The organism is Segetibacter sp. 3557_3 (assembly GCF_004354985.1).
Taxonomy (GTDB): domain Bacteria; phylum Bacteroidota; class Bacteroidia; order Chitinophagales; family Chitinophagaceae; genus Segetibacter.
This window is the reverse complement of the sequence record NZ_SMSK01000001.1, coordinates 157,232-180,187: the sequence shown is the minus strand read 5'-3', so window position 1 is coordinate 180,187 and position 22,956 is coordinate 157,232. Positions and strand designations below refer to the sequence as shown.

The 22,956-nt window shown below is 47.6% G+C and carries 13 protein-coding genes; 2 read left to right on the top strand and 11 right to left on the bottom strand.

The genetic code is table 11. The features are described from left to right. Positions 1-342 precede the first annotated feature (342 nt). Entirely contained in the window at positions 343-1,782 is a 1,440-nt protein-coding gene (locus tag EXU57_RS00665; RefSeq protein WP_133266237.1) for a polysaccharide lyase 6 family protein, read from the top strand. 83 nt (positions 1,783-1,865) lie between these two features. Here the strand turns inward: EXU57_RS00665 and EXU57_RS00660 are convergent, their stop codons facing one another. Both EXU57_RS00660 and EXU57_RS00655 read right to left on the bottom strand, forming a co-directional pair. Further along, positions 1,866-2,648, bottom strand: coding sequence for an ion transporter (locus tag EXU57_RS00660; protein ID WP_133266236.1), 783 nt, complete (start codon positions 2,646-2,648; stop codon positions 1,866-1,868). A 222-nt stretch (positions 2,649-2,870) separates the two neighbouring features. Beyond that, a complete protein-coding gene (locus EXU57_RS00655) occupies positions 2,871-4,700 on the bottom strand; it encodes a glycoside hydrolase family 15 protein (protein WP_133266235.1) in 1,830 nt (609 codons plus the stop codon). 279 nt (positions 4,701-4,979) lie between these two features. Between EXU57_RS00655 and EXU57_RS00650 the strand changes: the two genes are divergently transcribed. After that, positions 4,980-5,999 carry an AI-2E family transporter gene (locus tag EXU57_RS00650; RefSeq protein ID WP_133266234.1) on the top strand — a complete coding sequence of 340 codons (1,020 nt, stop codon included), beginning with the start codon at positions 4,980-4,982 and terminating at the stop codon, positions 5,997-5,999. Between the two features lie 2 nt (positions 6,000-6,001). Here EXU57_RS00650 and EXU57_RS00645 read toward each other — a convergent pair whose 3' ends face one another. The 9 genes from EXU57_RS00645 to EXU57_RS00605 form a co-directional block, all read right to left on the bottom strand. Beyond that, on the bottom strand, positions 6,002-7,420 hold the full coding sequence (locus EXU57_RS00645) for a glycoside hydrolase family 125 protein (protein WP_133266233.1): 1,419 nt from the start codon (positions 7,418-7,420) through the stop codon (positions 6,002-6,004). A gap of 86 nt (positions 7,421-7,506) precedes the next feature. After that, a complete protein-coding gene (locus EXU57_RS00640) occupies positions 7,507-8,238 on the bottom strand; it encodes a copper homeostasis protein CutC (protein WP_133266232.1) in 732 nt (243 codons plus the stop codon). Positions 8,239-8,412: 174 nt separating this feature from the next. Then, entirely contained in the window at positions 8,413-11,088 is a 2,676-nt protein-coding gene (locus EXU57_RS00635; RefSeq protein ID WP_133266231.1) for a glycoside hydrolase family 2 protein, read from the bottom strand. 285 nt (positions 11,089-11,373) lie between these two features. Continuing rightward, positions 11,374-13,710, bottom strand: a complete 2,337-nt coding sequence (locus tag EXU57_RS00630; RefSeq protein WP_133266230.1) for a GH92 family glycosyl hydrolase — start codon at positions 13,708-13,710, stop codon at positions 11,374-11,376. Positions 13,711-13,832: 122 nt separating this feature from the next. Further along, positions 13,833-15,290, bottom strand: coding sequence for an alpha-L-fucosidase (locus tag EXU57_RS00625; RefSeq protein WP_133266229.1), 1,458 nt, complete (start codon positions 15,288-15,290; stop codon positions 13,833-13,835). Between the two features lie 48 nt (positions 15,291-15,338). Then, a complete protein-coding gene (locus tag EXU57_RS00620; RefSeq protein WP_133266228.1) occupies positions 15,339-16,781 on the bottom strand; it encodes an alpha-L-fucosidase in 1,443 nt (480 codons plus the stop codon). A gap of 106 nt (positions 16,782-16,887) precedes the next feature. Further along, a complete protein-coding gene (locus EXU57_RS00615) occupies positions 16,888-18,129 on the bottom strand; it encodes an alpha/beta hydrolase (RefSeq protein ID WP_133266227.1) in 1,242 nt (413 codons plus the stop codon). Between the two features lie 264 nt (positions 18,130-18,393). Continuing rightward, a complete protein-coding gene (locus EXU57_RS00610; protein WP_243745468.1) occupies positions 18,394-20,922 on the bottom strand; it encodes an alpha/beta hydrolase-fold protein in 2,529 nt (842 codons plus the stop codon). A gap of 185 nt (positions 20,923-21,107) precedes the next feature. Next, a complete protein-coding gene (locus EXU57_RS00605) occupies positions 21,108-22,952 on the bottom strand; it encodes a SusD/RagB family nutrient-binding outer membrane lipoprotein (protein WP_133266226.1) in 1,845 nt (614 codons plus the stop codon). Positions 22,953-22,956: the final 4 nt, after the last annotated feature.

The following is a 22,956-nucleotide window of genomic DNA, read 5'->3' as shown; positions in this document are numbered from 1 at the left end:
GTTTTTACCGCGGAGAAGGGAGAAGCAGAGGTTCACGCAGAGACTTTGATTGCGGATTAGCGACTCATGTAGTGAGATAGCAACCTTATGGGCCAAACCGTAGGATGTCGGTTTCGCATCCTTGCCCGCCCGGATGAACCTGGTTCGGACTGGCGTCGCACTGTTGTACAGCATAGTTTTAATGAGCACCACGAAAGAGATCAGGTTAACTAACGACATTGCATCGATGACTCCCATGATCGATGTCGGCTGGCCAGAACGGATTATGAACTGTTAGCGGATGTCTATCAAGTTCGTCTTTTTTGGTAACTGTAACTGAATTGTCCCTTTAATATTTGATTTATGAAGAAAGTGATTTGTTGCATAATGCTGCTTGTTGCGGGGCAATATTGTTTTGCTGAGGATTACCTGGTGAGTTCGGTCCAGGAGGCAACAGCTATGCTGAAAAAAGCAAAGGCGGGTGACCGCGTGCTCCTCAAGAACGGGACCTACAACAATGAAAAGATTAAATTCGAAAACACTAACGGCACCCCAAACCTGCCGGTGGTTTTCGCTGCGGAAACCCCGGGCAATGTATTTTTTGAAAAAAATTCCTCCTTATCTGTTTCGGGAAAACACGTTACCGTTACCGGTTTCACCTGGCGGAATGGCGGAAGCGATTTAGGTAAAACTTCGGTGATAGAACTGAGAACAGCCTTTGGCAAGTTTTCCGATTGTGCAATAGTTGCCTACAACAGTGTTGATACGATCGATAATAAATGGGTCAGCATTTATGGCGAATACAATACGGTAAGTAATTGCCTGTTTAAAGACAAAAGAAACCTTGGCGCAACCCTGACCGTATGGTTAACCCCCGGTACAGCGGCGCACCATACCATTAGTCACAACTATTTTCTTGGCCGTCAGAACGGACCCAACCAGGATAATGGTCTTGAAAGTATTCGTATCGGTGATAGCAAAACATCATTTGAAAATGCACATTGCGTGGTTGCGTTAAACCGGTTTGAAGATTGTGACGGTGAAATTGAAATTATCTCCAACAAATCGTGTTACAACTCTTACCTGCACAATACTTTTTATAAAAGCGATGGCGGACTAACCCTGCGGCACGGGAACAACTGCCTGGTGGACGGCAATGTTTTCGACGGAGCGGGCAAACCCCTGGCATACGGTGTGCGCTTTATCGGAGAGGGACATGCAGCCATCAACAATTATTTTTACAACTTACCGTCACCAAAACGGGAGACCTTTCGTGCTCCCTTGTCGTTGGTAACAGGAGTGGTGAACACAGCCATAAACGGATACTTCCAGGTAAGAAGGGCGTATATCGCCTCAAACCTCTTTGTGAATTCAGGCACTCCCCATATCAGGGTGGGCGCAACACCAAAGCGGGAAGGCGCAGTACTGGCACCTGATACCGTGAAAATCGCAAACAACTTGTTTTTCTCGGACACCGTTGGCGGGGGCAGTGTTTATGAAGAAGTTCTATCCCCGGAGAATGCCACTATTGCAAACAATGTTGTTATCGGCAAAAAGCTCGAAGCGGGAAAAAGTGGCTTCACAAAAACAGCCTTGCAAGTCCGAAGAAACGGGATCCTGCTTGTTACCGACAACAAGGATCAACAGGCGGCCAAATTAATGGGTAAAGCAGCTTTGCCAAAAGACATCAAGGCCGGAGCAAACCAGGTAAGTGACTCGATTATCAATGCAATCTCCGGCATAAAATTCACCATTGTAGGGGTAGCCCAGGTTGGGCCTTCCTGGACCCATTCGAAACAATAACAATCACTGTAAAAAGCCTTGCATTAAGTGTAGCAACTACTAGCGTGATACCTGTTGTGGAGGTGCAAACGTTTGCCGTCGTATCAATGGGGATTGTTCCGAACTTCTCTTTTCAGCTCCTCGATTGAAGTCGTTAATTTGATTATCTCAGCTTTCAGTTCACTTACATCTTTACTTCCGGCAACGGGGGCACTTTTTTCTTCGGCGTCGCGCCCGATAAAGAAAGTAGCGAATGTAGCCGTAACATAACCAAATATGGTATAGCCAAAAATAGCAATCAGCAAAGCAAGGCCCCTGCCTTCCGGTGTTGCGGGATTAAACTCATTACCTGCAGTGATCACCCGCATAGCTGTCCACCACAACGCCATTCCATAAGAGTCAAATCCAGGGGTTGTGCGTTCAAGCGCATACATGCCGGCGGCACCCGCGAAGGTCACAAACAGGGTTATAGTCAGCACATACCCAAAGGCCCGGCGTTGCATAGTTCTACCCAGGCTGTTCATACTCCTGTTGAGAGATGATACGATTCTTACGAGCCTGATCCCACGCAATCCCCTGAGCAACCGTACAAACCGGAAAATACGAACAACCCGCAACGCAGGTATTAAAAGCGAAATGGCGGTCAACCAGTTTTTTTTGAAGTAGGCCGACTTATCAGGCGATAAGATCAGCTTCACGAGAAAGTCAATGATAAAAACTACCCAGATGAGTAAGCTTAGGTACTCCAGTGGTTTACTTAGTCCCCAAACCAATTCGATGACCAGCAGGATAAGCCAGGCAAAGCCAAGAAATATCATTGGCGCCTCCAACCACTTGTCGATCGATGTAAGCAATCGCCGGCGTTCATTCATCAATTGATTTCTCATGAGGCAAACGTTTAGATCAACGATTTTAGTCTCCCGGTACCAGGCTGACTGGCAAATGATCGTTGATGGTGTTAAACATAAAACGGAATACAACTTTTTGATCTTTGCCCTGCTGGTCTTGGAATGCTCATGCGCTAAGTCGATTAAACGTAGCCACAATGAAGGCCATTATTCCGACCGGCTTGGAGCTGTGGTGCATGTTAGTTGTTCGCCAAATCGGGTTTAGGCATTGCCGTTTACATTTTTGTTTCGCTTGTTGTCGAGTTGTCTATTCAGGTTGTATGCCGCACTGATCAAACCAAGGTGGGTAAACGCCTGCGGAAAATTACCAAGGTGCTCGCCTTGAAAACCCAGCTGTTCAGCATATAAGCCGAGGTGGTTTGCATAACCCAACATCTTTTCGAAAACGAACCTGGCTTTTTCCAGCTGACCGGACCGCGACAGGCATTCAACATACCAGAAGGTGCACATGGAAAAGGTTCCCTCATGACTTAGAAAGCCATCATTAGCCGCCTTGTCCTGCCGGTATCGATACACCAGCGAATCAGAAACCAGTTCTTCCTCGATGCATTTCATTGTAGATAACCACCGTGGATCCCTTGGGCTGATAAACCGGATGAGAGGCATGAGTAATGCTGAAGCATCAACCGTGTCAGCACCCGGATATTGCACAAAGGCCTCCTTTTTAGCGTCCCAGAATTCGGTATAAATGCTGTTGTAAATAGTATCACGTTCTTTCCGCCATTTTTCATTTAAGGGAAACGATCTTGCTTCGGCAATCCTGATAGCGCGATCGAAGGCTACCCAACACAAAAGCCGGGAGTAAAGAAAACGCTGTCTTCCGCCCCTCACTTCCCATATACCTTCATCTGGCTGGCTCCAGTTTTCAGCCAGCCAATCGATGTGTTTCTCCAGGTCCTTCCAAAAATCATAGGAAATGGGTTCGCCATATTTGTTGAACAGGTAAACCGAGTCAAGCAGTTCCCCATAGATATCCAGCTGTAGCTGTCCATAGGCATCGTTGCCGACCCGAACCGGGGCAGACTGACGGTACCCCTCCAGATGATCAAGTGTAAATTCTTCTAATTCACGGTGGCCGTCAACTGCATACATGATCCCTAAACGTTCTCTTCCCTCGATGTCCTGGCAAAGTTTTTCGACCCAATGCATAAACGCACCTGCCTCACGGGTATAGCCTAAGCGGATAAGGGCATATACCGAAAACGAAGCATCCCTGATCCATGTAAACCGGTAGTCAAAATTGCGTGTGCCTCCAATACTTTCAGGGAGACTGAATGTGGCAGCAGCGATGATGGATCCATGTTTATAAGAAGTCAACAATTTCAACACCAGCGCAGACCGGTTTACCATTTCGAGCCATCGGCCAGTATAAGTGGATTGCCCGATCCAGTTTTGCCAGTAGTTAACCGTTTCAAATAAGGTTTGCGTGATAAATGATTTAAAATCTACCTGGTCAGAATGCCCTTTCTCAATGTGCTCCAGAAGGAAGTCTGCAGTTTGGGTAGGGCGTAAAGTAAACCTTGCAAATACATCATTCCCCGACAACTCAAGTGGAACGGAACTGGTCAGCCGCAGCACGGTTTCGTCTTCACCCTTACTTTTGAATATGGCCTGTTTGTCTGTAACCAGTTCAACGGTGTGTTCGCTTTTGGCATAATTGAAACGTGGCATACACTTCATCTCGTAATTCACCTCTCCCCTGATGGTAGTTACCCTGCGGATAAGCTCCTTGCCGTTAAAGAGCTCTTCAACCGGCATGAAGTCGGTTATCTCCCCTACCCCATCTTCAGAAAGAAAGCGGGTAAGTAAGACATTGGTGTCCGGTAGATACAACTGCTTGGTTTTCTGCTCATCGAAGAGAGGGTTCACCTTAAATTGACCGCCCTTATCGCGGTCGAGTAAAGCAGCGAATATACTTGGCGAGTCGAAGTTGGGAAAGCACATATAATCTATCGAGCCGTCTAAGCCGATTAGTGCAACCGTATTAAGGTCGCCGATAATACCATAATTTTCGATTGGCTGATAGTTCATAAGTTGCTGGTTTGTAGGCTTGGTACAATTAGCATTCCACTACAAACAGCAAAACAATCCTGTTCACTAAGCAGCCCGTGAAAGCAAGGTGCCATGATCCTTTAGATTACAATCCTGTTGTTTTGGACGGCTGATATCGTTGATGTAGTATCCGGTATCGGTTCAGCGTGGAACAGCTATTGCAGATTTTATTAACGGGATTGAACAAACACGCCTGATACGAGTGACAGCAGCGCTGATGCAAAGCCCATTCTAAACTGAATTCTAAAACGAACCCCTATGGATGGTCCTGGAGAAAAGCATTACTCATTTCCTGCAAAAGTCTGGATTACGGGTGGGGTGTTTGCCCTGATCGTAGTCGTGCTGCTGCTCATTAAAGCAACATTTAATGTACTCCTTCTAATACTTGCAGGAGCCTTAATTGGTGTACTGTTCAGGGGCATGAACGGCCTGTTGCAAAGGAAAACAGGGTGGAAAAGTAAAGTAAGTTTACCGGTAACCATACTTGGAACCCTCATACTTTTCGTGCTGTTGAGTTGGTTTATCGGGGCAAAAGTTCAGGAGCAATCTCAAGAGCTAAGTAAAGCACTGCCGGGTACAATCGAAAACGCAAAAAACTATTTAAATCAAAGCTCCCTTGGGCAACAACTTCTACAGAAGGTTTCTTCTCCTGAGGCTAAGAAACAAGCACAAACGTTTGCCCAATCCTTTTTTAAAACCAGTTTCGGAGTGTTGGGTGATGTTTATGTTGTTTTGTTCTTAGGGATATTCTTTACCGTTGGTGCAGCGAATTACAAACACGGAATTGTTGCGCTTGTACCCAAAAAAGGTAAAACTGAAGCATCACGGGTGCTCGACAAACTTGGCGAGAACCTTACCAAATGGTTAAAGGGTCAGCTGTTTGCCATGCTAGTTGTATTTGTACTTACGGCGATTGGACTGGCTATCATCGGAATTCCGTTATGGCTCATATTGGCAATCATTGCCGGAATTCTGAATTTCATTCCCAACTTCGGACCTATGATTGCCATGGTTCCGGCTATTTTGGTAGCGCTGGTAGAAAGCCCTGCAAAAGCCGCATTTGTTGCAGGATTGTACATTTTAGTACAAGTTGCAGAAAGCAATTTTATAACACCCATGGTGCAAAAAAAGCTGCTGGATACTCCTCCGGCAATGATCATCATTGCACAATTGTTAATGACGACGCTCACCGGTGGTTGGGGTATCATCCTGGCGATACCATTGTTCGTATTATTAATGACACTGGTACAAGAGCTCTACATCAATAAGCAAGATTAGCGCTAAGCCAGCAGCCCCGGACGTTCTTTATACACCTTCCACATAAATTCTCCGAACATCGTGTTTGCCCAGGCGAACCACTTACGCGTAAATTTGGATGCATCGTCTTTATGAAACGACTCATGCATAAATCCTGTTCCCGCATGGGTTGTCCGAAGAAGGTCAATACAGCTTTTGATCTCCGTATTGCTTGTGCTGGTTAATCCACGCATGGTAATTCCGAGTGGCCAGATCATGTCGAAGCCAACATGGGGCCCACCGATACCCTCGCCTGCTTTGCCTTTAAAAAAGAAGGGGTTGTTTGCTGACCATACCAGTTTTCGCGTGTTCTGGTATATGGGATCGTTTGCTTTTACAACGCCGAGGTAGGGCATAGAAAGTAAGCTCGGCACATTCGCATCATCCATGAGCAGGTGACTGCCAAAACCATCCACTTCATAGGCATAAACTTTTCCGTATTGCGGGTGGTTGATCACAGCGTATTGCTGCAGGGCCCTCTCCACCTCGGCAGCAAGGCTGGTTAAGCCTGATGCAAGGGTTTTGTCTTTACCAATAGCCGTGACCATTTCGGCTGCTTGTCGCAAGCTGGCCACTGCAAAAAAATTGGAAGGGATCAGGAAGGAAAGCAGGGTTGCGTCGTCGCTGGGTCGGAATGATGAACATATAAGTCCAACCGGCTTGACAGGATATCCATAGCCACCTGGCGGCATGGTATCGCTGGCCTTTTCAGTCACCCTTTGAAAGGTATAAGGACCTAAACCCTCTTTACGCTGCTGTTCCCTGAACGTTTGCAGCACCAGCTTTATGCTGTTCTGCCACTGATCGTTGAACGGTGCAACATCGCCGGTAATTTTCCAATAGTGGTAAGCCAAACGAATGGGATAACAAAGGGAGTCAATCTCCCACTTGCGCTCATGTACCCCGGGAAGCATCCTGGTTCTGTCCGACTTCCATTCGCTGACTTTGTTTACGTCTTTATAAAAGGCGTTCGCATAAGGGTCCTTCACAATGTTCAGCGACTGCCGGTAGATCACACCTGCAATAAGCTGCTGAAGCGCAGGATCCCCTTTGATAAACTGCAGGTAAGGCCAAACCTGCGCTGTGCTGTCGCGCAACCACATCGCATCGATGTCGCCGGTAATCACATAGGTATCGGGCTGGTTATTGTTATTCGTGAACTCTACGGTGGTATCTAATGTATTTGGAAAGCAGTTTTCGAAAAGCCACTTTAGTTCCGGTGCTGCATTAGCCGCTTTGAATTCCGCTATGGCCGCTTCAACACTTTTGCTCGTGAAATTGCGCTTGTCAGCGGCTACCCTTATAACCGGAAAGTCCACCCGGTTCTTTGCAAATCCGGTAGCACTAAGCATTGTGCCTGCGCCTGCCAATGCCGTGTTGCGGATGAATGTTCGTCTTTTCATTATTGTTAGATTATATCTGTTCAATGATTAAGGCAATGGTATACAATTCTGCTGCATTACAACGGAAAATTAGCAGTTTTGCGGCATCATTCCGAGGTCAGCGCTTTTTTCATCGCACGTACTTCTGCTTCATCTATGTGCGGGTTCAGGTAATCTTCCACGGCTAAAAATTGGGGTAAGTGAAAGGCCATCTCACTTGCCTTTGTGTTGCGCAACGCGCCATGCAACTCCACTGCTCCTGTTGCATCGGCCAACTGCCTGATGTTGCCCGGCTTGACACCGCTGCCGGGCATTATAATAATTCGTCCTGCAGCAGTAGAGACTAGTTCCCTGATGAGCGCACTACCATCCAACGCCTTCAATTGCTGACCTGAGGTTAAGATCCGTTTGCAGCCGGCACTAATGATTTGCTCCAGTGCAACAAACGGATCGGCACAACGGTCAAACGCACGGTGAAAGGTAACTTCCATCTCTTCTGCAGCATCAAGGACCCGTTTAAGCCGGTCTACATCAATTTCGCCTGCAGGGTTTAGGAAACCTGTTACCAATCCGCGACACCCCAGTTCTTTACAAACCCGGATGTCGTCAAGTATGATCTCAAATTCGTCATTGCTGTACAGAAAGTCGCCACTGCGTGGACGAATAATCGGAAATATCGGAAGCTCAAAAGCCTGAATACATCGCCTGATCAAAGCATACGATGGCGTAAGCCCACCTTCTGATATTGCGCTACACAATTCAATACGGTCTGCCCCACCCCTTACAGCAGATGAGGTGGTGGTAAAATCAGTGGTGGCAATTTCGATGAGGTAGGGCAAAGAGGAGTTGATGATTGATAAATTTAGTAATGGCGAATGAATAAACCCTGTACAAATAGTAACCTGGCTGAATAGTATCCTGAACAATCTGGGGCAAGCGACCGAAAGCACTAATGCATGTTATATCTGCCCTGGAAAGCTGATCGCCCCCGTCCGACTAATTACCGTCCCGGTTTACTGAATGCTTACAAACTGCTCCTTGACATTCCACCCCTGTAAGGACACCAGGGGTTTGCCGTTGGCTTCATATTCAAGCAAGACCTTTTTTTGTTCACCGGGCAACACGGAAACATAGTTGTCGCTATAGTACACCGGCATCAGCCGCTTTTTTGTTTGTGCATTTACAAGGGACAGCCTGTTGAAAAAGGCGACCGTCCCATTCGCCGGGTTCGTGATTGTTACCTGCACTTTGCCCTGCCCCACGCGCCTAGCTGTAATCGAAGCTGCAGCCTGCCCGATGTGCTGTAATCCGAGATATTGTTGTTGCTCATTTGGCAACCAGTAAAAATTGTCGCTTACCAATTCCTTGTTGTTCATCAAACGTATCGACAGGAATGTGCCATCGTTTTTCTTTAATTCGTCTACCTCCCGTTTTATCGGCTCAAAGTCTTTAACCGCCGAAGCGCCGATTTCTATGTTGTCTTGTCGCAGTACAGTTGATCTGCCATCCATATCAACCGCCGTTATGAGTAGCTGAAGCTTTAAGCTTTCAAAGCTGTTGTTTACCACCATCGGTGCGCCATTCAGCGGGTTGTACATCACATGAACGGGCTCACTGCCCGAACGTAAACCATACAGGCAGGCATTGGGATCGAGGTAATAGTCGTACATCTGTCCGCGCAGCGCCGTCCATGGATTTTGAGTTTTCCAGATGATCGTACCCGTATACCAGTCCCACATGCGTGCGCTGAATCCTTCCATCAGCGAACGGTACTGGTTGTAGTTCACCAACTGCCCTTTTAGCGCAAAGTCGCGGACACCTGATGGTTTCCCGTAGGGGCTGATGTAGTTTTCATAACCGATGTACCGGTGGTATTCCCAAACAGGGTCAACCTTTTCAACGGCTTTTATCTCGCTTGAAACCGCGGGCACATACTCCGGTACAATCATGTTTTCTTTTGGAATAAAACGTTCAAGGCTCTCGTAGTCACCCAGGCCCACAGAACCTACCTCGGAGTTAAACGGGTAAGTGCGAAACTTCCAGAAGGTATCGGTTGGTTGTATCGTATACGGTCCGTCACCTCCACCATTGAGGATGTTTTTCGACATGCTGTCGGAATTGGAGTAATCAAAAAAGTAACGGGTACCATCCAGTGCGGGAAACAGCGAATCTTTCATCACCTTCAGGATATCGTCGGGTGGTGTAATCTCGTTACCACCACACCAGATTGCGAGCGAGGCATGGTTCCTGATCAACTTTATCCCGTCGGCAGCGGAACGGATAAACAGGCCATGGTCATCCGGGTATTGCCGCCGTACCTGCCGGCTCTCGAGTTTCCTGGGATCATTCCACCGCCCGTTACAATCGCCCGACATCCAGAAGTCCTGGAACACGAGCATGCCGTATTTGTCGCAGGCGGCATAAAATTCCGGTCGCTCCAACAGTGCACCACCCCATATCCTGATGAGATTAAGATTCATGTCGCGATGTAGCCGTACCTCTGCATCATAGCGCTTTGCCGACAGGCGCAACATAGCATCCGAAATGATCCAGTTGCCTCCTTTGATAAATATCTTTTGACCATTCACAGAAAACTGGCTGCTCAAAGTGGTCCCATTCCATTCGCGCCTGATCTGCCGGATTCCCACTGAAATGGTTTCCATGTCTGCAACTTTTCCATCTTCAATAAACTCCAGCTTGCTCACGTATAGGTTTTGGGCACCATACCCGGCGGGCCACCATAGCTTCGGATTTCTCATGATCATTTCCGGCAGCCTGACAAGCGTATTGGTGTTTGCCGGCAGACTAACCCGTTGTGAAATACTTACACCTGCTATAGTATACCTGAGTTTGCCGCTGATGGTTTTATCGCCTGCATTCAGCAGCTCTGCAGAAACATGGATCATTGCGGGTTGTTGCAATCCACCCGGTTTGCGGGTGCCCGGCACCACCGTAACCACATGCGGATTTTGAATGTTGATGCTGCCGGTTTTTTCAATAAAAACTTTGTCCCAAATCCCGGTGTTGCGATCGCGTATAGGTTGTATCCAGTCCCAACCTGCTACATATTGCAACGTAACATTTTTTGCTATGGTCCCATCACCACCTTGTCCGCCATTTGGGTTGCCAACAGGGTCGGGTGGATATACAATCACGGCAAGGCGGTTCTTCCCATCTTTGCGCAGCAGCTTTGAAATGTTGTACTGCTGCCTTAGATACATGCCCTTAAAAGTGGTATCGTTTAGCCGGGAACCATTCAGGTAGATATCGCATCCATAATTTACACCCCTGAACTGCAACCACACCTGCTGCCCGTCTGCGGGCAAAGTTTCCCTGAAGTCTTTTACAAACCAGTACGTATAATGGTCCCGGCCCGTGGTATAAATATCCGGTATCTGCTCGTTGTTCATGCCATAGAAAGGATCGGGTACCTGCTTGTTTTGTAACAAGGTGGTAAGTACGGTACCGGGGACAACGGCCGGCTTCATACCGGTTAATGGAAGCGCCGGGTTCGACAATAAATTGCCGTCAGCCTTAATCGTTGTAACGGGCGCGCAAACCCATCCCATTTTCAATTCATAGCGGGTTTGGGCACTTGCTTGAATGCAGCAGCCTGCTACCAGAAGCAAAGCGATTAATGAACAGATGGGTTTATAGACCAACGCTAATTTGTATGCTGCTTCTTTCATGATTGTTTTTTTATGATCCCGGCAGAAGTATGCGTGGCGACATCGTTGCGTCGCACTCTTGTACTTGTAGTAATGCTATTCAGCCATACTACAGTTAAACCCTGGTATGCCGACCTCGTTGAAATACATGTTCGCATTTTGCGATAACGCGGCAACGGTTTTTTTCTGATCGGTTATGCATTGCTTAATCCCAGTCTGCACTTGTTGCGTCGCGATCTTCCGTACAAGCGACATAGGACTTCAAATGCCGGGTACAAAAAAAGTTTCACCCTTGCCTTCACCAAACTAGTCCAACGCAGAAAATGGCCTGTCCTGCAGTTTCACGCCCCATGTTGACGACGGGTTGTTGCCCATTTCAATCGTCATTTTTCCGCCTGCAATAATGTGTTTGTACGGCACATACGATTTACTATATGGCTTATCATTAAGCAGTATACGTTGAATATATTTATTGCTGCTGCTGTTGTTTTGCACCTTAATGGTAAACGTTTTTTTATCGCCTACCTGGAGGATGGCTTCGTCAACAACCGGGCTGCCAACAAGAAATTTTCCATTCATGGGGTTGGCCTGGTACAATCCAATCGCAGATAATACATACCATGCCGACATCTGGCCAACGTCTTCATTGCCCGATAATCCATCAAAGCGGTCGGAGTACATGCTGTCGAGAATAAACCTGACCTTGTCGGCCGTTTTCCATGGTTGACCAACATAGTTGTAGAGGTAAGTGATGTGGTGGCTGGGCTCGTTTCCATGCGCATATTGGCCGATAAGCCCGGATATATCGGGCGATGCTTCTGCACCCATGTTGCCCTTGACGATAAACAACGAATCCAATTTTTTGGTAAAGGATCCTTCCCCACCCTGCAACTGAATTAATCCTTCAACATCCTGTGGTACCAGCCAGGTATATTGCCAGGCGTTGCCTTCGGTAAAGTCGTCTTTCATATGACGAGCCTGGAAAGGACTAAATGAATCGCGCCATGCTTTTTCTGAGATCCTGCCACGCATAAACCCAGTTTCAGCATTGAAATAGTTTTTGTAATTGGCCGCTCTTTGTGTAAAGTATTTGTGGTCCTCAGCTTTGCCCATACGTTTTGCCATTTGCGCAATGCCCCAGTCGGCGATGGCATATTCAAGCCCCATTGCTACCGACTCCGTCATGCTATCGGCCGGTATAAATCCGTATTGTTTGACAAATGACAATCCGCGTTCATCCTGCATAGCAGTGGTCTTGACGGCCTCCCATGCAAGATCCGCATCGAAGCCCTTGATACCTTTCAGATAAGCATCAGTGATTACCTGTACAGCACTATAGCCCGGCATTGTATTGGTTTCGTTTGCCATCAGGTGCCACACCGGCAACTTACCCTGTTGTTGATATATCGCGAGCATGCTGTTGATCATATCGGGCACTTTATCGCGCTGGTATAAGGTAAAGAGCGGATGCGCCGCCCGGTAAGTATCCCACAAGGAAAAGGTAGTGAGGTTGGTAAAGTTTGCCGCTTTATAGGTCTTCTTGTCAGTACCCCGGTAATCGCCATTGCTGTCGTTGAAGATTGAAGGAGCGATCATGGTGTGGTATAACGCGGTATAAAAAACTTTCAGGCGCGATGTGTCTTTTGTCTTGATTTCAATTTTACGCAACTCCCTGTTCCAGTCTGCATCTGCTGCTTTCACCACCTGGTTAAAGTTCCAATGGGGCACTTCGGCCTTTATGTTTGCAAATGCATTGGTGATGCTTACCGGCGATATGCCCACCTTAACCATAACCTGCTCTTTGTTGAATGTGGCAAAGCTGATCATGGCTTTTACCCTTCTGCCGGTAAGGCTATCGCCCCCGTGCATTACCGAGTCTTCATAAAGGGCAAACGATTTGAACGGCTTCGAGAAACTGGCGGCAAAATAAAGGCGCTGGTCCTGTGCCCACCCCCTGGAATAGCGGTATCCTTCAATGGTACTGTCGTTTACCCGCCTGATGTGGGTTTGGGTTGCGAGATCCCAACCGATGCCTTCTTTAAGATCGATAACAATACCGGCATTTTGTGAAGCCGGAAAAGTATAGTTGTGAAAGCCCACCCTTTTAGTCGCGGTAAGCGCAACATCGATATCGTAACGCTTTAGTTTAACCCCATAATATCCCGGTTTTGCTGTCTCATCATGGTGACTAAACAGCGAATAATAACCACTTGCGGGATCATTGAGCGAACCCTTTTTCGGCAGCACCTGGCCGGTAAATGGCATTATCAAAATGTCGCCGAGATCACCAATCCCTGTACCGCTGAGGTGGGTATGCGAAAAGCCAATAATCGTAGAGTCGGAATAGTGATAACCAGAGCACCAGTCCCACCCTTGCGACATGTTCACCGGTCCCAGTTGAACCCCGCCAAAAGGCACATTGGCCCCAAGAAAAACATGCCCATGAAATCCCGTGCCGATATACGGATCCACAAAGCGGGTATAGGTTCGGGCTGATTTATTTTGTGCTAAGCTGTCCGCGCTTAATACGCTAATCAGTACAACTGCTGCAAGGCAGTTTGCAAGTATGCAAAGCTTTGGTAGTGTAAGCACTCCTTGCAATCCTAATAATTTATAAACCGTCAATAGTATGTTTCTGGTCATCTGTTGCGTTTTCATTTAGCCCGCTGAAATCATTCGGTCGATTGAATGCGTCAATCTTAGATCTTACGAATGACTTGCCACAAGTAATCCGCCAATCCGCAATTCGCCAATTCGTAATCCGCTCAATAGATAGCAATCTCACTTATCAGCGGACAAGCTTTTGACTCTTTTATGTTCAAGCGAATCTCCGTAGTGGTTACCGGGTCTATCTTGAATATTCTTTTGTACCCAATGGTTGTGCCTTCAGCCACCTGCTTCCAATCCCCGGCTTGTTTTACATCAACGGTAAAGCTACTGATGCGTTGACCCAGCCTGATGTACTCCTGCAATACAATGTATTTAACCTGCTGTTGCCGGCCAAGATTAATATTTATGGTTGCCGCCTTCACCTCATCATGGGTTGACCAGTAAGTTTCTTTTTTGCCATCTGTAATTTTTGCAGCACCGAACATGGACGCACTGCCCCGAAACGAAGTGGCTGTTGCTTTCGCTTTGGCAGCAAGATTTTTCTTGAATTCTGTATCCAGCAGTTTACGGAATCCCTGCAACGCTTTTACATCTTTTTCATGAAATAGTCCGCGTTGGTCTGGTGGAATGTTTAATAACAAGGTTGATCCGCGGCCCACGCTCGACAAGTAGATCTGGAACAAACGCTCAGGTGTTTTTACCATAGTGTCTTCTTTGCTGTGGTAAAACCATCCTGGCCGGATCGATACGTCTACTTCAGCAGGGATCCACTTTGTGCCGTTGGCCGCACCCGTGTTGAGCAGCCCCTCTATACGGGGCTTGCCTGCATACAAGGTATCATTTGATATGGTGTTCCAGTTGGTGAGCCCGGCTGTTCCGTTCTCGTTGCCACACCAGCGCAGATCAGGTCCTGCATCGCTGAAGAACAGCACCTGTGGCTGGATGTTCCTAACACTGTCCAGAGTTGTTGGCCAGTCGTAATAAGTGGCTCCATTAATCTTGCGGGTTTCATTTGCCCCGCCGTAATAACCGCTACCCCCATTTGCACCATCAAACCACATCTCGAACACGGGCCCATAGTTGGTGAACAATTCCTTCAATTGGTTGCGGTAATAGTTGATGTATGCCGGTTGACCATATGCTGCGTGGTTGCGGTCCCAGGGAGACAGGTAGACCCCGAATTTTAATCCGTCGCTTTCGCAGGCAATGGAAAGTTCTTTTACCACGTCGCCATTACCATTCTTCCATGGACTCCGTTTCACGCTGTGGTCGGTGAATTTGCTGGGCCACAGGCAGAAACCATCATGGTGTTTGGCAGTGAGGATTACCCCTTTAAATCCTGCGCTTTTTAGGGTTTTCGTCCACTGACGAACATCCAGTGCAGTTGGGTTAAAAAGGGCTTCACTTTCATCGCCGTTGCCCCATTCCCGGCCTGTAAACGTATTGGTGGTAAAATGGATAAATGCGTTCATTTCCATCTCGTGCCATGCCATTTGTTTTTCAGTAGGCAACGGCAACAATGGTGCAGGTGGCGCAACCGGTTGCTGCGCCCAGCTCGCCCTTGCGCATAGGATCAATGCGGCGGTTAACAGGTATGGTATACGTTTTCTCATTGGGTTATGCGGGTACAAATGGCACGCTCTCCTGCGCAACGCTTTGCTTTATTCAGCTGGTGTAAACTCAAATGCAAGCGCCGGGTACTGCTCTTTTGATTTGACTAATGAAACCGGCATGGTTAGTTTAACCTGGTTACCCTGGGTGCTCCATTTGATGGTTTCACCAGATTGCAGCAGCTTTATTGTTGTTCCCTGCTTTGGCAGATTGTTGTTCCACGTGATGGTTGTGGTTAAAAGTTCATTTTGTTTGAGGCAAACCAGTGCGTACCGCTTCCCGCTTTTCTCACCCCCGGTAAAATATGTGCTGTCCTGTTTATAATCCTTTACCGTGCGGGTATTGTAGATGGCCGCTCCGTTTCGTTTTAACCATGTGCCAATCTCAGCCATTCGGGTTATTGCTTCCGGGGGCAATGTGCCGTCGGGTTTCGGGCCGATACCCAACAACAAACTACCACCTTTGGCTACCACGTCGATGAGGGTATGGATGATTTTTGCCGGTGATTTAAACCGGTCATTTGGCACAAATCCCCAATTATCGGCCAGGGTCATACAACTCTCCCAAGGATAGTCAAGTTGCTTTTCGGGTATACGTTGTTCCGGTGTTTGGTAGTTCTCATATGGACCATGAACAGTTCGATCAACGATGAGCAAACCAGGCTGGGCCTTCCGACCCATCGCAGCAATACGAGGCATGTCAATGTCCTGGCTCCACTTTGGTATGGGTGCACCCCAGGATAATACCTCTGCGTTAACCGTTTCACGCGGACGAACCCAGCCGCCATCAAGCCAGAGAATGTCGACGGACCCATAGTCGTGCATGAGTTCGCTCAACTGGTTATAGGTGTATTGCTTGAATGCGTTCCATCGCCAGGGAAAACGCGTGATGTCGTAATTGTTGTTGCGGTCGGGTGTTGCGTATTTTGGCCACCAATAATTTTCCGAGTGCCAGTCTGGTTTGCTGAAGTAGGCGCCGATCATAAAGTCCTTTTCGCGAAAAGCATCGAACACTGCCTTTGCGACATTGGCTTTGGGATGACTGGCGAAAGGACCATTAGATATTTTAAAGTCTGTTTGTTTGGTATCGAACATGCAAAATCCGTCGTGGTGTTTGGTGGTAAAAACCAGGTATTTCATCCCGGCGTCTTTGCCTGCGGCTGCCCATTGGGTGGGGTCGAAGTTTATGGGATTAAAATCTTTCTTTAATCCCCAATACCAGTTTTTATACTCGTCGTAATTCGAATTGCTATCCCGTTCGATCCAATCTTCGGAGCAGATCGACCACGATTCTATAATGCCCGGAACAGCATACAGCCCCCAGTGGATGATCATACCAAATTTCAGGTCGCGCCACTGCTCCAGTTTGTTGCGCACCTGCGGATCAGTTGGCCACTCATAGGCTGTTGATTGCGGATGAATACTTTCCTGGGCCACCAGGCAAACATCGAACACAAAAAAGAGAAAAACAAACAGTATAACGGTTCTGATCATTGATTAGCTTTTATTCCAATGGTTCGTTGGGTACCTGATGCAGTTCTCCTGTTGTCCGAACGCTTCAATGTCTTTTTACCACATTGCACCCAGGTAAGCTGCTTTTTTATTCACCAGTGGTAACCTTTCCATTTGCGAAAACAAGCTCCGAACAAAAGACCAATTTGGGATCTTTTCTTTCCGCTATTGTTTTTTCCAACAACCCTATGGTACGTTTTACCTTGCCCTTGAAAATGGTTTTGCCATTATGGTTAACGGTCACCGGCTTGTCGAGATCCATCATGGCATCACTCAAGCGGATACACAGGGTATCTGCGTAGTTATTTTCAATGGTCACTTCGTTTCCTTTGTAAGATACCACGACCTCCCCACCTGTTTTTATAGCCTGTACCGGTGTTGCCAGCCAATAGAAAGTAGAATGGTGCATGTCGTCCTGTTTCCATACAACCCGGTTGGGAGTGGTATTGCGCTGGTATTGCATCATCCAATCAATTGCCACGGTATCTTCCCGGTTCATCCAATGTGGGCGGCTCTCATGCAACTGCACCAGGTGTTTGTAACCAGGTGGATCTTCCTTTGCAAGACTGTCCAGCATCACGCTCCAGCGCCGTGCAACCTCGTTACGATTGAAGCCATTATCAAGTGCGCCTACATGAATCGTAAATGGAAGATTACGTAAACCCAGCGGAGATGTTTCATTTGGATGACCGGCCATCATTGCTGCCGCTGCCCAATGATCGGCCATTCTTGGTGCGAGCTGGTACACCCCATCGCCGCCTGCGGAATAGCCCATAATGTATACTTTATCGGGGTTTACATTTTCAAACAAAATTGCGGCATGAATCAGCTTGTCAAAAAGGGTATCAATATGCGACTCGTGCCACAGGTTCCAGGTGTTTGTGGGTGCACGGGGAGAAAGGTATACACCTTCGGATGGCTTATACAAGCCCACCTGGTTTTTCCATTGCTGGTCGTTTACCCTTGCTGCAGCATTACCACCGCCATGCATGGAAATAAACAGGCTTCGTCCTTGTGATGGCTTTTCACCAAATATTTTATACTCAAATCGGAGCGTGTCATTATCGCTGATGATGGCCTTGTTCTTCCATTGTTTTTCAAGACCAACGCGAAGCATTCGGTAGGCGTCCTCCAAAAGCAATGACGTGGCTGAAGCTGCCTCTTGTTTACTGAGCGGCTTATTGCTAAACTTTACTGCGCTGATTGGAGCACGTTTGCCGGCAGGTGCCCGGAGCCATGATTGAAGTTGTGTGGTGGTACTTTGCGCATAGGATGGTTGGGCATAAAAGAGCACAAGCGAAACGAGTAGCAGGTATCTTTGGTTTTTCATCGTCAAAAACTTTGATTGCACATACAGGACAATTGAACGTGATTGCCGTTCGTGTTCATACCATTGGTAGCGCAAGTTTACATTTGGATTATCTTGAAACAGTACTTTTTCATAAAGGTGAGCAAAGCCGCAAGCCATAGTGGCCTGACCTTGACGGGCCTATCGAACCAGATGTGTTTTACGATCGCTGTTGTATGAGCCTTGACCTGCGTCATATAGATGATCCTGGCTTGCGCTTGCATAGGCATAGGCTGGTATGTTTGATTACTTAGCTACTACGGTATTTTCAAGGTCCAGCTTCCATTCGTTGTTGAAGAAACCCGCCATTTTTACTTCTGCTGCACCCGACTGCAACATGTTGAAACCATAAACCATAAAATCAGGAAACCCACTTGCGCCCGCAAAATACTGGTTGGCATTTGCAGCCATCATTCCCTTCAATCCACTTCCGCTTATAACTGCAACAGAAGCAACATTGGAATTTTGAAGTGGCCATACAAAATAAGTGCTCAGGTCATCCCCTGTCCAGGTCTGACTGCCTGCAGTGATCTTGTTTCGTTCAACCTGGATGGGACAGTCGGCGAGAAGTGACTTCCATGCCGAGTTGGTGCTTTTATTTCCAAAAAGGATGATGCCACGGTCGGGGTATTTGCTGGCATCGAAGGCCCTATCAGCAATGATGTCTACTGCCCCATTGCCACGATAGTACCAGGTTTCGGCGTCATAACGTGCCTTGGCGAGGCTCCATTCATTTTCCGCTTTGTTGCCGCTGGTGCCATAAACAAAAACCATCCTGTTGTTAAAGGCATCTTTAAACGTGCCATAACGGTGCGGACCTTTACTAAAGCGATTGGGTTTTGTGCCGATGCTCCATTTGTTGTTTTGCTTAACGAGGTAAAGGCTATCCGTTCCGGTTGTAGTGTATGTAACGGAAGTTCCATCAAGGTCGACCCTGATGGCGGTACCCGGTTGAAAGTCTGAAAGATCCAGTTTCAGGAGGTGAACGTTATCAGTAGTGCCTGTGATGGTGCTTTGTAATTTATTCCGGTTTAACTGGATGTGGCTATACTGCAAGGGAAATTGCTGTTGTTCAATCGATGCCCAGTGATAGGAAGCTGATATGCCCGGGCTTGCGGTTTTAAAGTCAATTACATCGATGCTGCTATCCACTGCAAGGGTATGCCACTTGAAGAAGTCGAAGAGCGGCTTCCAGTCTACACTCTGGTCGCCAAACCAGTGTTCACCATTTGGGTATTCATAGTAACTCATGTCGGTGTGAAACTCTCCAAGAATTCGGCGCATCTGCCGTGCGTAATTCACCGAAACCGTCCTGTCGGCGTCGCCATGCAATACGTATACACCAAGTGGCTTATAGTTGGTTGCGAGCTTTGGAACATCACTTTGATTGCCACTGCGCAACAGCATTTGTTCAAGCGGATTATTGCTGCTGTCCGGCACAAGGCCATCAGCAGATCCGTATCCTTTTAATGTCGGATACCCGGCACAAGGGCCAATAGCGGCCCACTTATCGGGGTAGGTGGCGCCGAGAAACCAGGTACCGTGCCCACCCATCGAATGACCCGTTAGGTAAACCTGTTTCGGATCCGGTTTGAACTTCGCTTTACCAATTGCAAGTACTTCCAATGCGTCAAGCCTGCCCCAGTCTTCCCAGTTAAAACCGCGGGGGCGCCTGTTGGTTGCAGCAATTAGTGTTCCCCAGTCTTTTGGCTTGTAAGCCCTGGCCTGGCCGATGGCTTCTACCCCGGCTCCGTGTACCGATAAAAACAGGGCGGAGTTTGTCGTGTTTGATGATGACTGTGGTGTGACCCCGTAATACTGAAGACTGCCGTCGATATTGCTGATGAATGTGCCACTGTAATGCTCGGATGGGTTCACCGCCTCTATGGCCAGTGTAGCAGTATCGAGGGTTCGGGATTTATCAACCAGGGTGAGCTTGCAGTCATATCTACCTTTTACTGTAACCCCGCTGCCGTTAAAAGCAAAGGGCACTTTGCGGGACGACATGGCCGGCACTTCCGGTATAGGGGTGACCAGTTCTTTCCCTTGAAAATTGGTTTTGATTTGAAAAGACTTTCCAGGTGTGTTGCTGGTGTTATAGACAACAATGGCTCCCTGTAGTTGGTCGTTTTTGCCATTTAAAACAACGTAGGGTAATGTTGGGTCTTCGGTGTTTAGCAGTATGGGCTTTGTTGGAAAAGTAAGGCTTGCAATGATGCCGGCACCACGCACATAAAATTCGTTGAGGCCTTTTTTGAGCTTGCAGGGAATATAGAGATAGCCAAGGCTGTAAGCATCACCCATGTGCGGCTCGCCGTTGATGTAAACGCCACTGTTACCCTGTATGTTTAACAACGCAACCTGCTCCTTATCGGATTGATAAGTAAGGTAGATGTATGTACCACCAACACCGATTGAATTCCTGGCACCAGGTATTACACCGGGGCCTGCCGGACCTGTGCCCCTTGCACCAAAACCACCCCGGCTTCTTAAACTGTTTAAACTATCAGCACTAACGGGTTGCCACTTCAGCTCTTGTCCTCTTTCGTCCTTGCCAAATATTGCGCCGTCCACCGGAGCCTTTAAGGTGCCGTTGTACAATTGCCAGGCAAGCTGATCCATATACAGCGCTTCCCTTCCATACCTGCTGGGTACACCGGTCATTAATCCTGTGGTGAAATGATAAACCTGCTGGCTGGATACAATAGATGTACAGAATAGATTAACCGCTAAAAAAACCAGTCGAAATACAGGTAACATGATTCTCTGACTCATAGTTCACATTTAATCTCTGGAGCAAAATGGCCCGGAGCACAAGTTTGGCTGCGGCAACTACCGTGGTACAAGAGTGCGACGCAACGGAAGCAAAATAGCAATACTTCCGCCTGGTCCATAAAAATAAAGCGTTGAAAGGCCGATGGTCAAGATCAAGGGCAGGCTACTAACCTGCCCCTGGTGATTTATTCGTAATTATAGTTTGGCCAGTACGGCTTTACACTACGTTTATTTGCCGGCACCCAGAATATCGGTGTTGTGAAGTTATCCTGGTCCTTTACCAGCATGTAAAATTCGGTATTAGTCTGAAGCGCCGATTGTGGGTACTTCAGGCGTTCAGGAAAGGGGGTCATCACCTTCCCGGTAAAGGTCATTGGTTCGAGATATGGATGGCGTGTGCGGCGTAATTCTGTCCATAGTTCAAAAGGTGACATGATGTTCAGGTGAATATATTTCTGCTGCATCAGGATCTCCATTTTTGCTTCCACATCGCCGCGTGAGTTAAACCTGGTTGCTATTGAATCGGAATACTGGTTGATAACTGTTGCAGATGGTTTAGCAGGGTGGAAATACAATGCCGAGTCTTCGCCGAAACGATTGCTGTTAAAGGTTAGCGGACCGGTAAAGAAGTTGCCCGCGATGGCCTTGTTGCGGAATGATGCCGCCATACGACTTTCCTCGTTACGTGCATACCAGAAATCTGTTGAATGGCTGATGGCATCCTTGATGTACTGGCTCGCCTGTTTTGGCGTAGGTGCAAGGTTTTTAAGAGCAACTTCCGCAAGCAAGAGGTCCACTTCGGCAACGGACATCATGTAGGCAGGAAACTTGGCATTGTGGAAAAACGTTGTGTAATTGTACTGTGATTTTGCATTTTGTTGTAAGGAAAGGATAAACGATGCCCCGCTTGTAACATAACGTTCACCGGCAACATAGGCAGGCTTTTGGGCATCGGTATTATAACTAACCCCAATGTACTTGCGGCGGTTCACCGTGGTGCTTGGTGTTCCCGCAAAATACTTGGTTGGCATTGCAAGCACCTGTAAACGCGGATCATCAACACCGGGCTGGTATGCGGCTGCACTATCCCGGTGCATTCGCCTCATGATGATATCCGGGATGAAGGTTGCAAAGTAGTTTTCGTACATACCGCGTAACCAGAAGCCGTTGCTTTCCGGAGCTACATCCACGGTGAGCGACCAGGTAAGATCTGTTGCGGGCATCGGCTTGGTGAGCAAATCCTGCAAGTGTGTTTTTGCGGTTGCCTCGTCGACCCCGGAGATGCGGACAGCATATTTTAACCGGAGTGCGTTGATGTATTGTATCCACCGGTTGATGTCACCCTGGAGCGCGATGTCCTGTTGAGTGAAGATGCTTTTACCAAGCGGCGACATGGCGGCATGGGTGGCAGGCAGTTCTTCGCTGATGAGTTTAAGTTCGTTGAGCACGGATTTATAAATCTCTAGCGGCTCATCGAATTTGGCGTAAAAAACGGTATCACGTCCCTTGAATGCATCGAAGTAAGGAATGTGGTTGTAAAAGTCAACGTTTACCAAAGCAACATAATCCTTAATGACCGTGGCAAGGCTATAGTATATCTTGTTATCGGCCAAAGCTTGGCCATTCAGCTTTTCCAATTCATCTTTTAGAACGGCCCAGAAACGTGCACGGGTATAGAAATCGTTAAGCCGGTTATTCCACAAGTTGTTGGTAAGGCCACCAAAACCGCCAGTGCCGCCAAGGTCGTCGTAGTTAAGGTACCATGCATAGCGGTCGGTAATATGACGTTGTGAAATTTGTGCGTATCCCGGCACTTCTGTGCCCGAATTCAGCTGCCAGTAGAACTCACCATAGTCATTGGAGTACACCTTGTTTTCCGTGAGCATTTTTAGAAAGATGCCGCCGTACAGGTTTTCTACTTTAGAGTATACTTCAGGATTGTAAAATTGTTCCTCCAACTGCTTTTTACAAGAACCAAGTAAGGTGATGCAGGCCAGCAGGAACAAGTATCTGTATGATTGTTTTTTCATGATC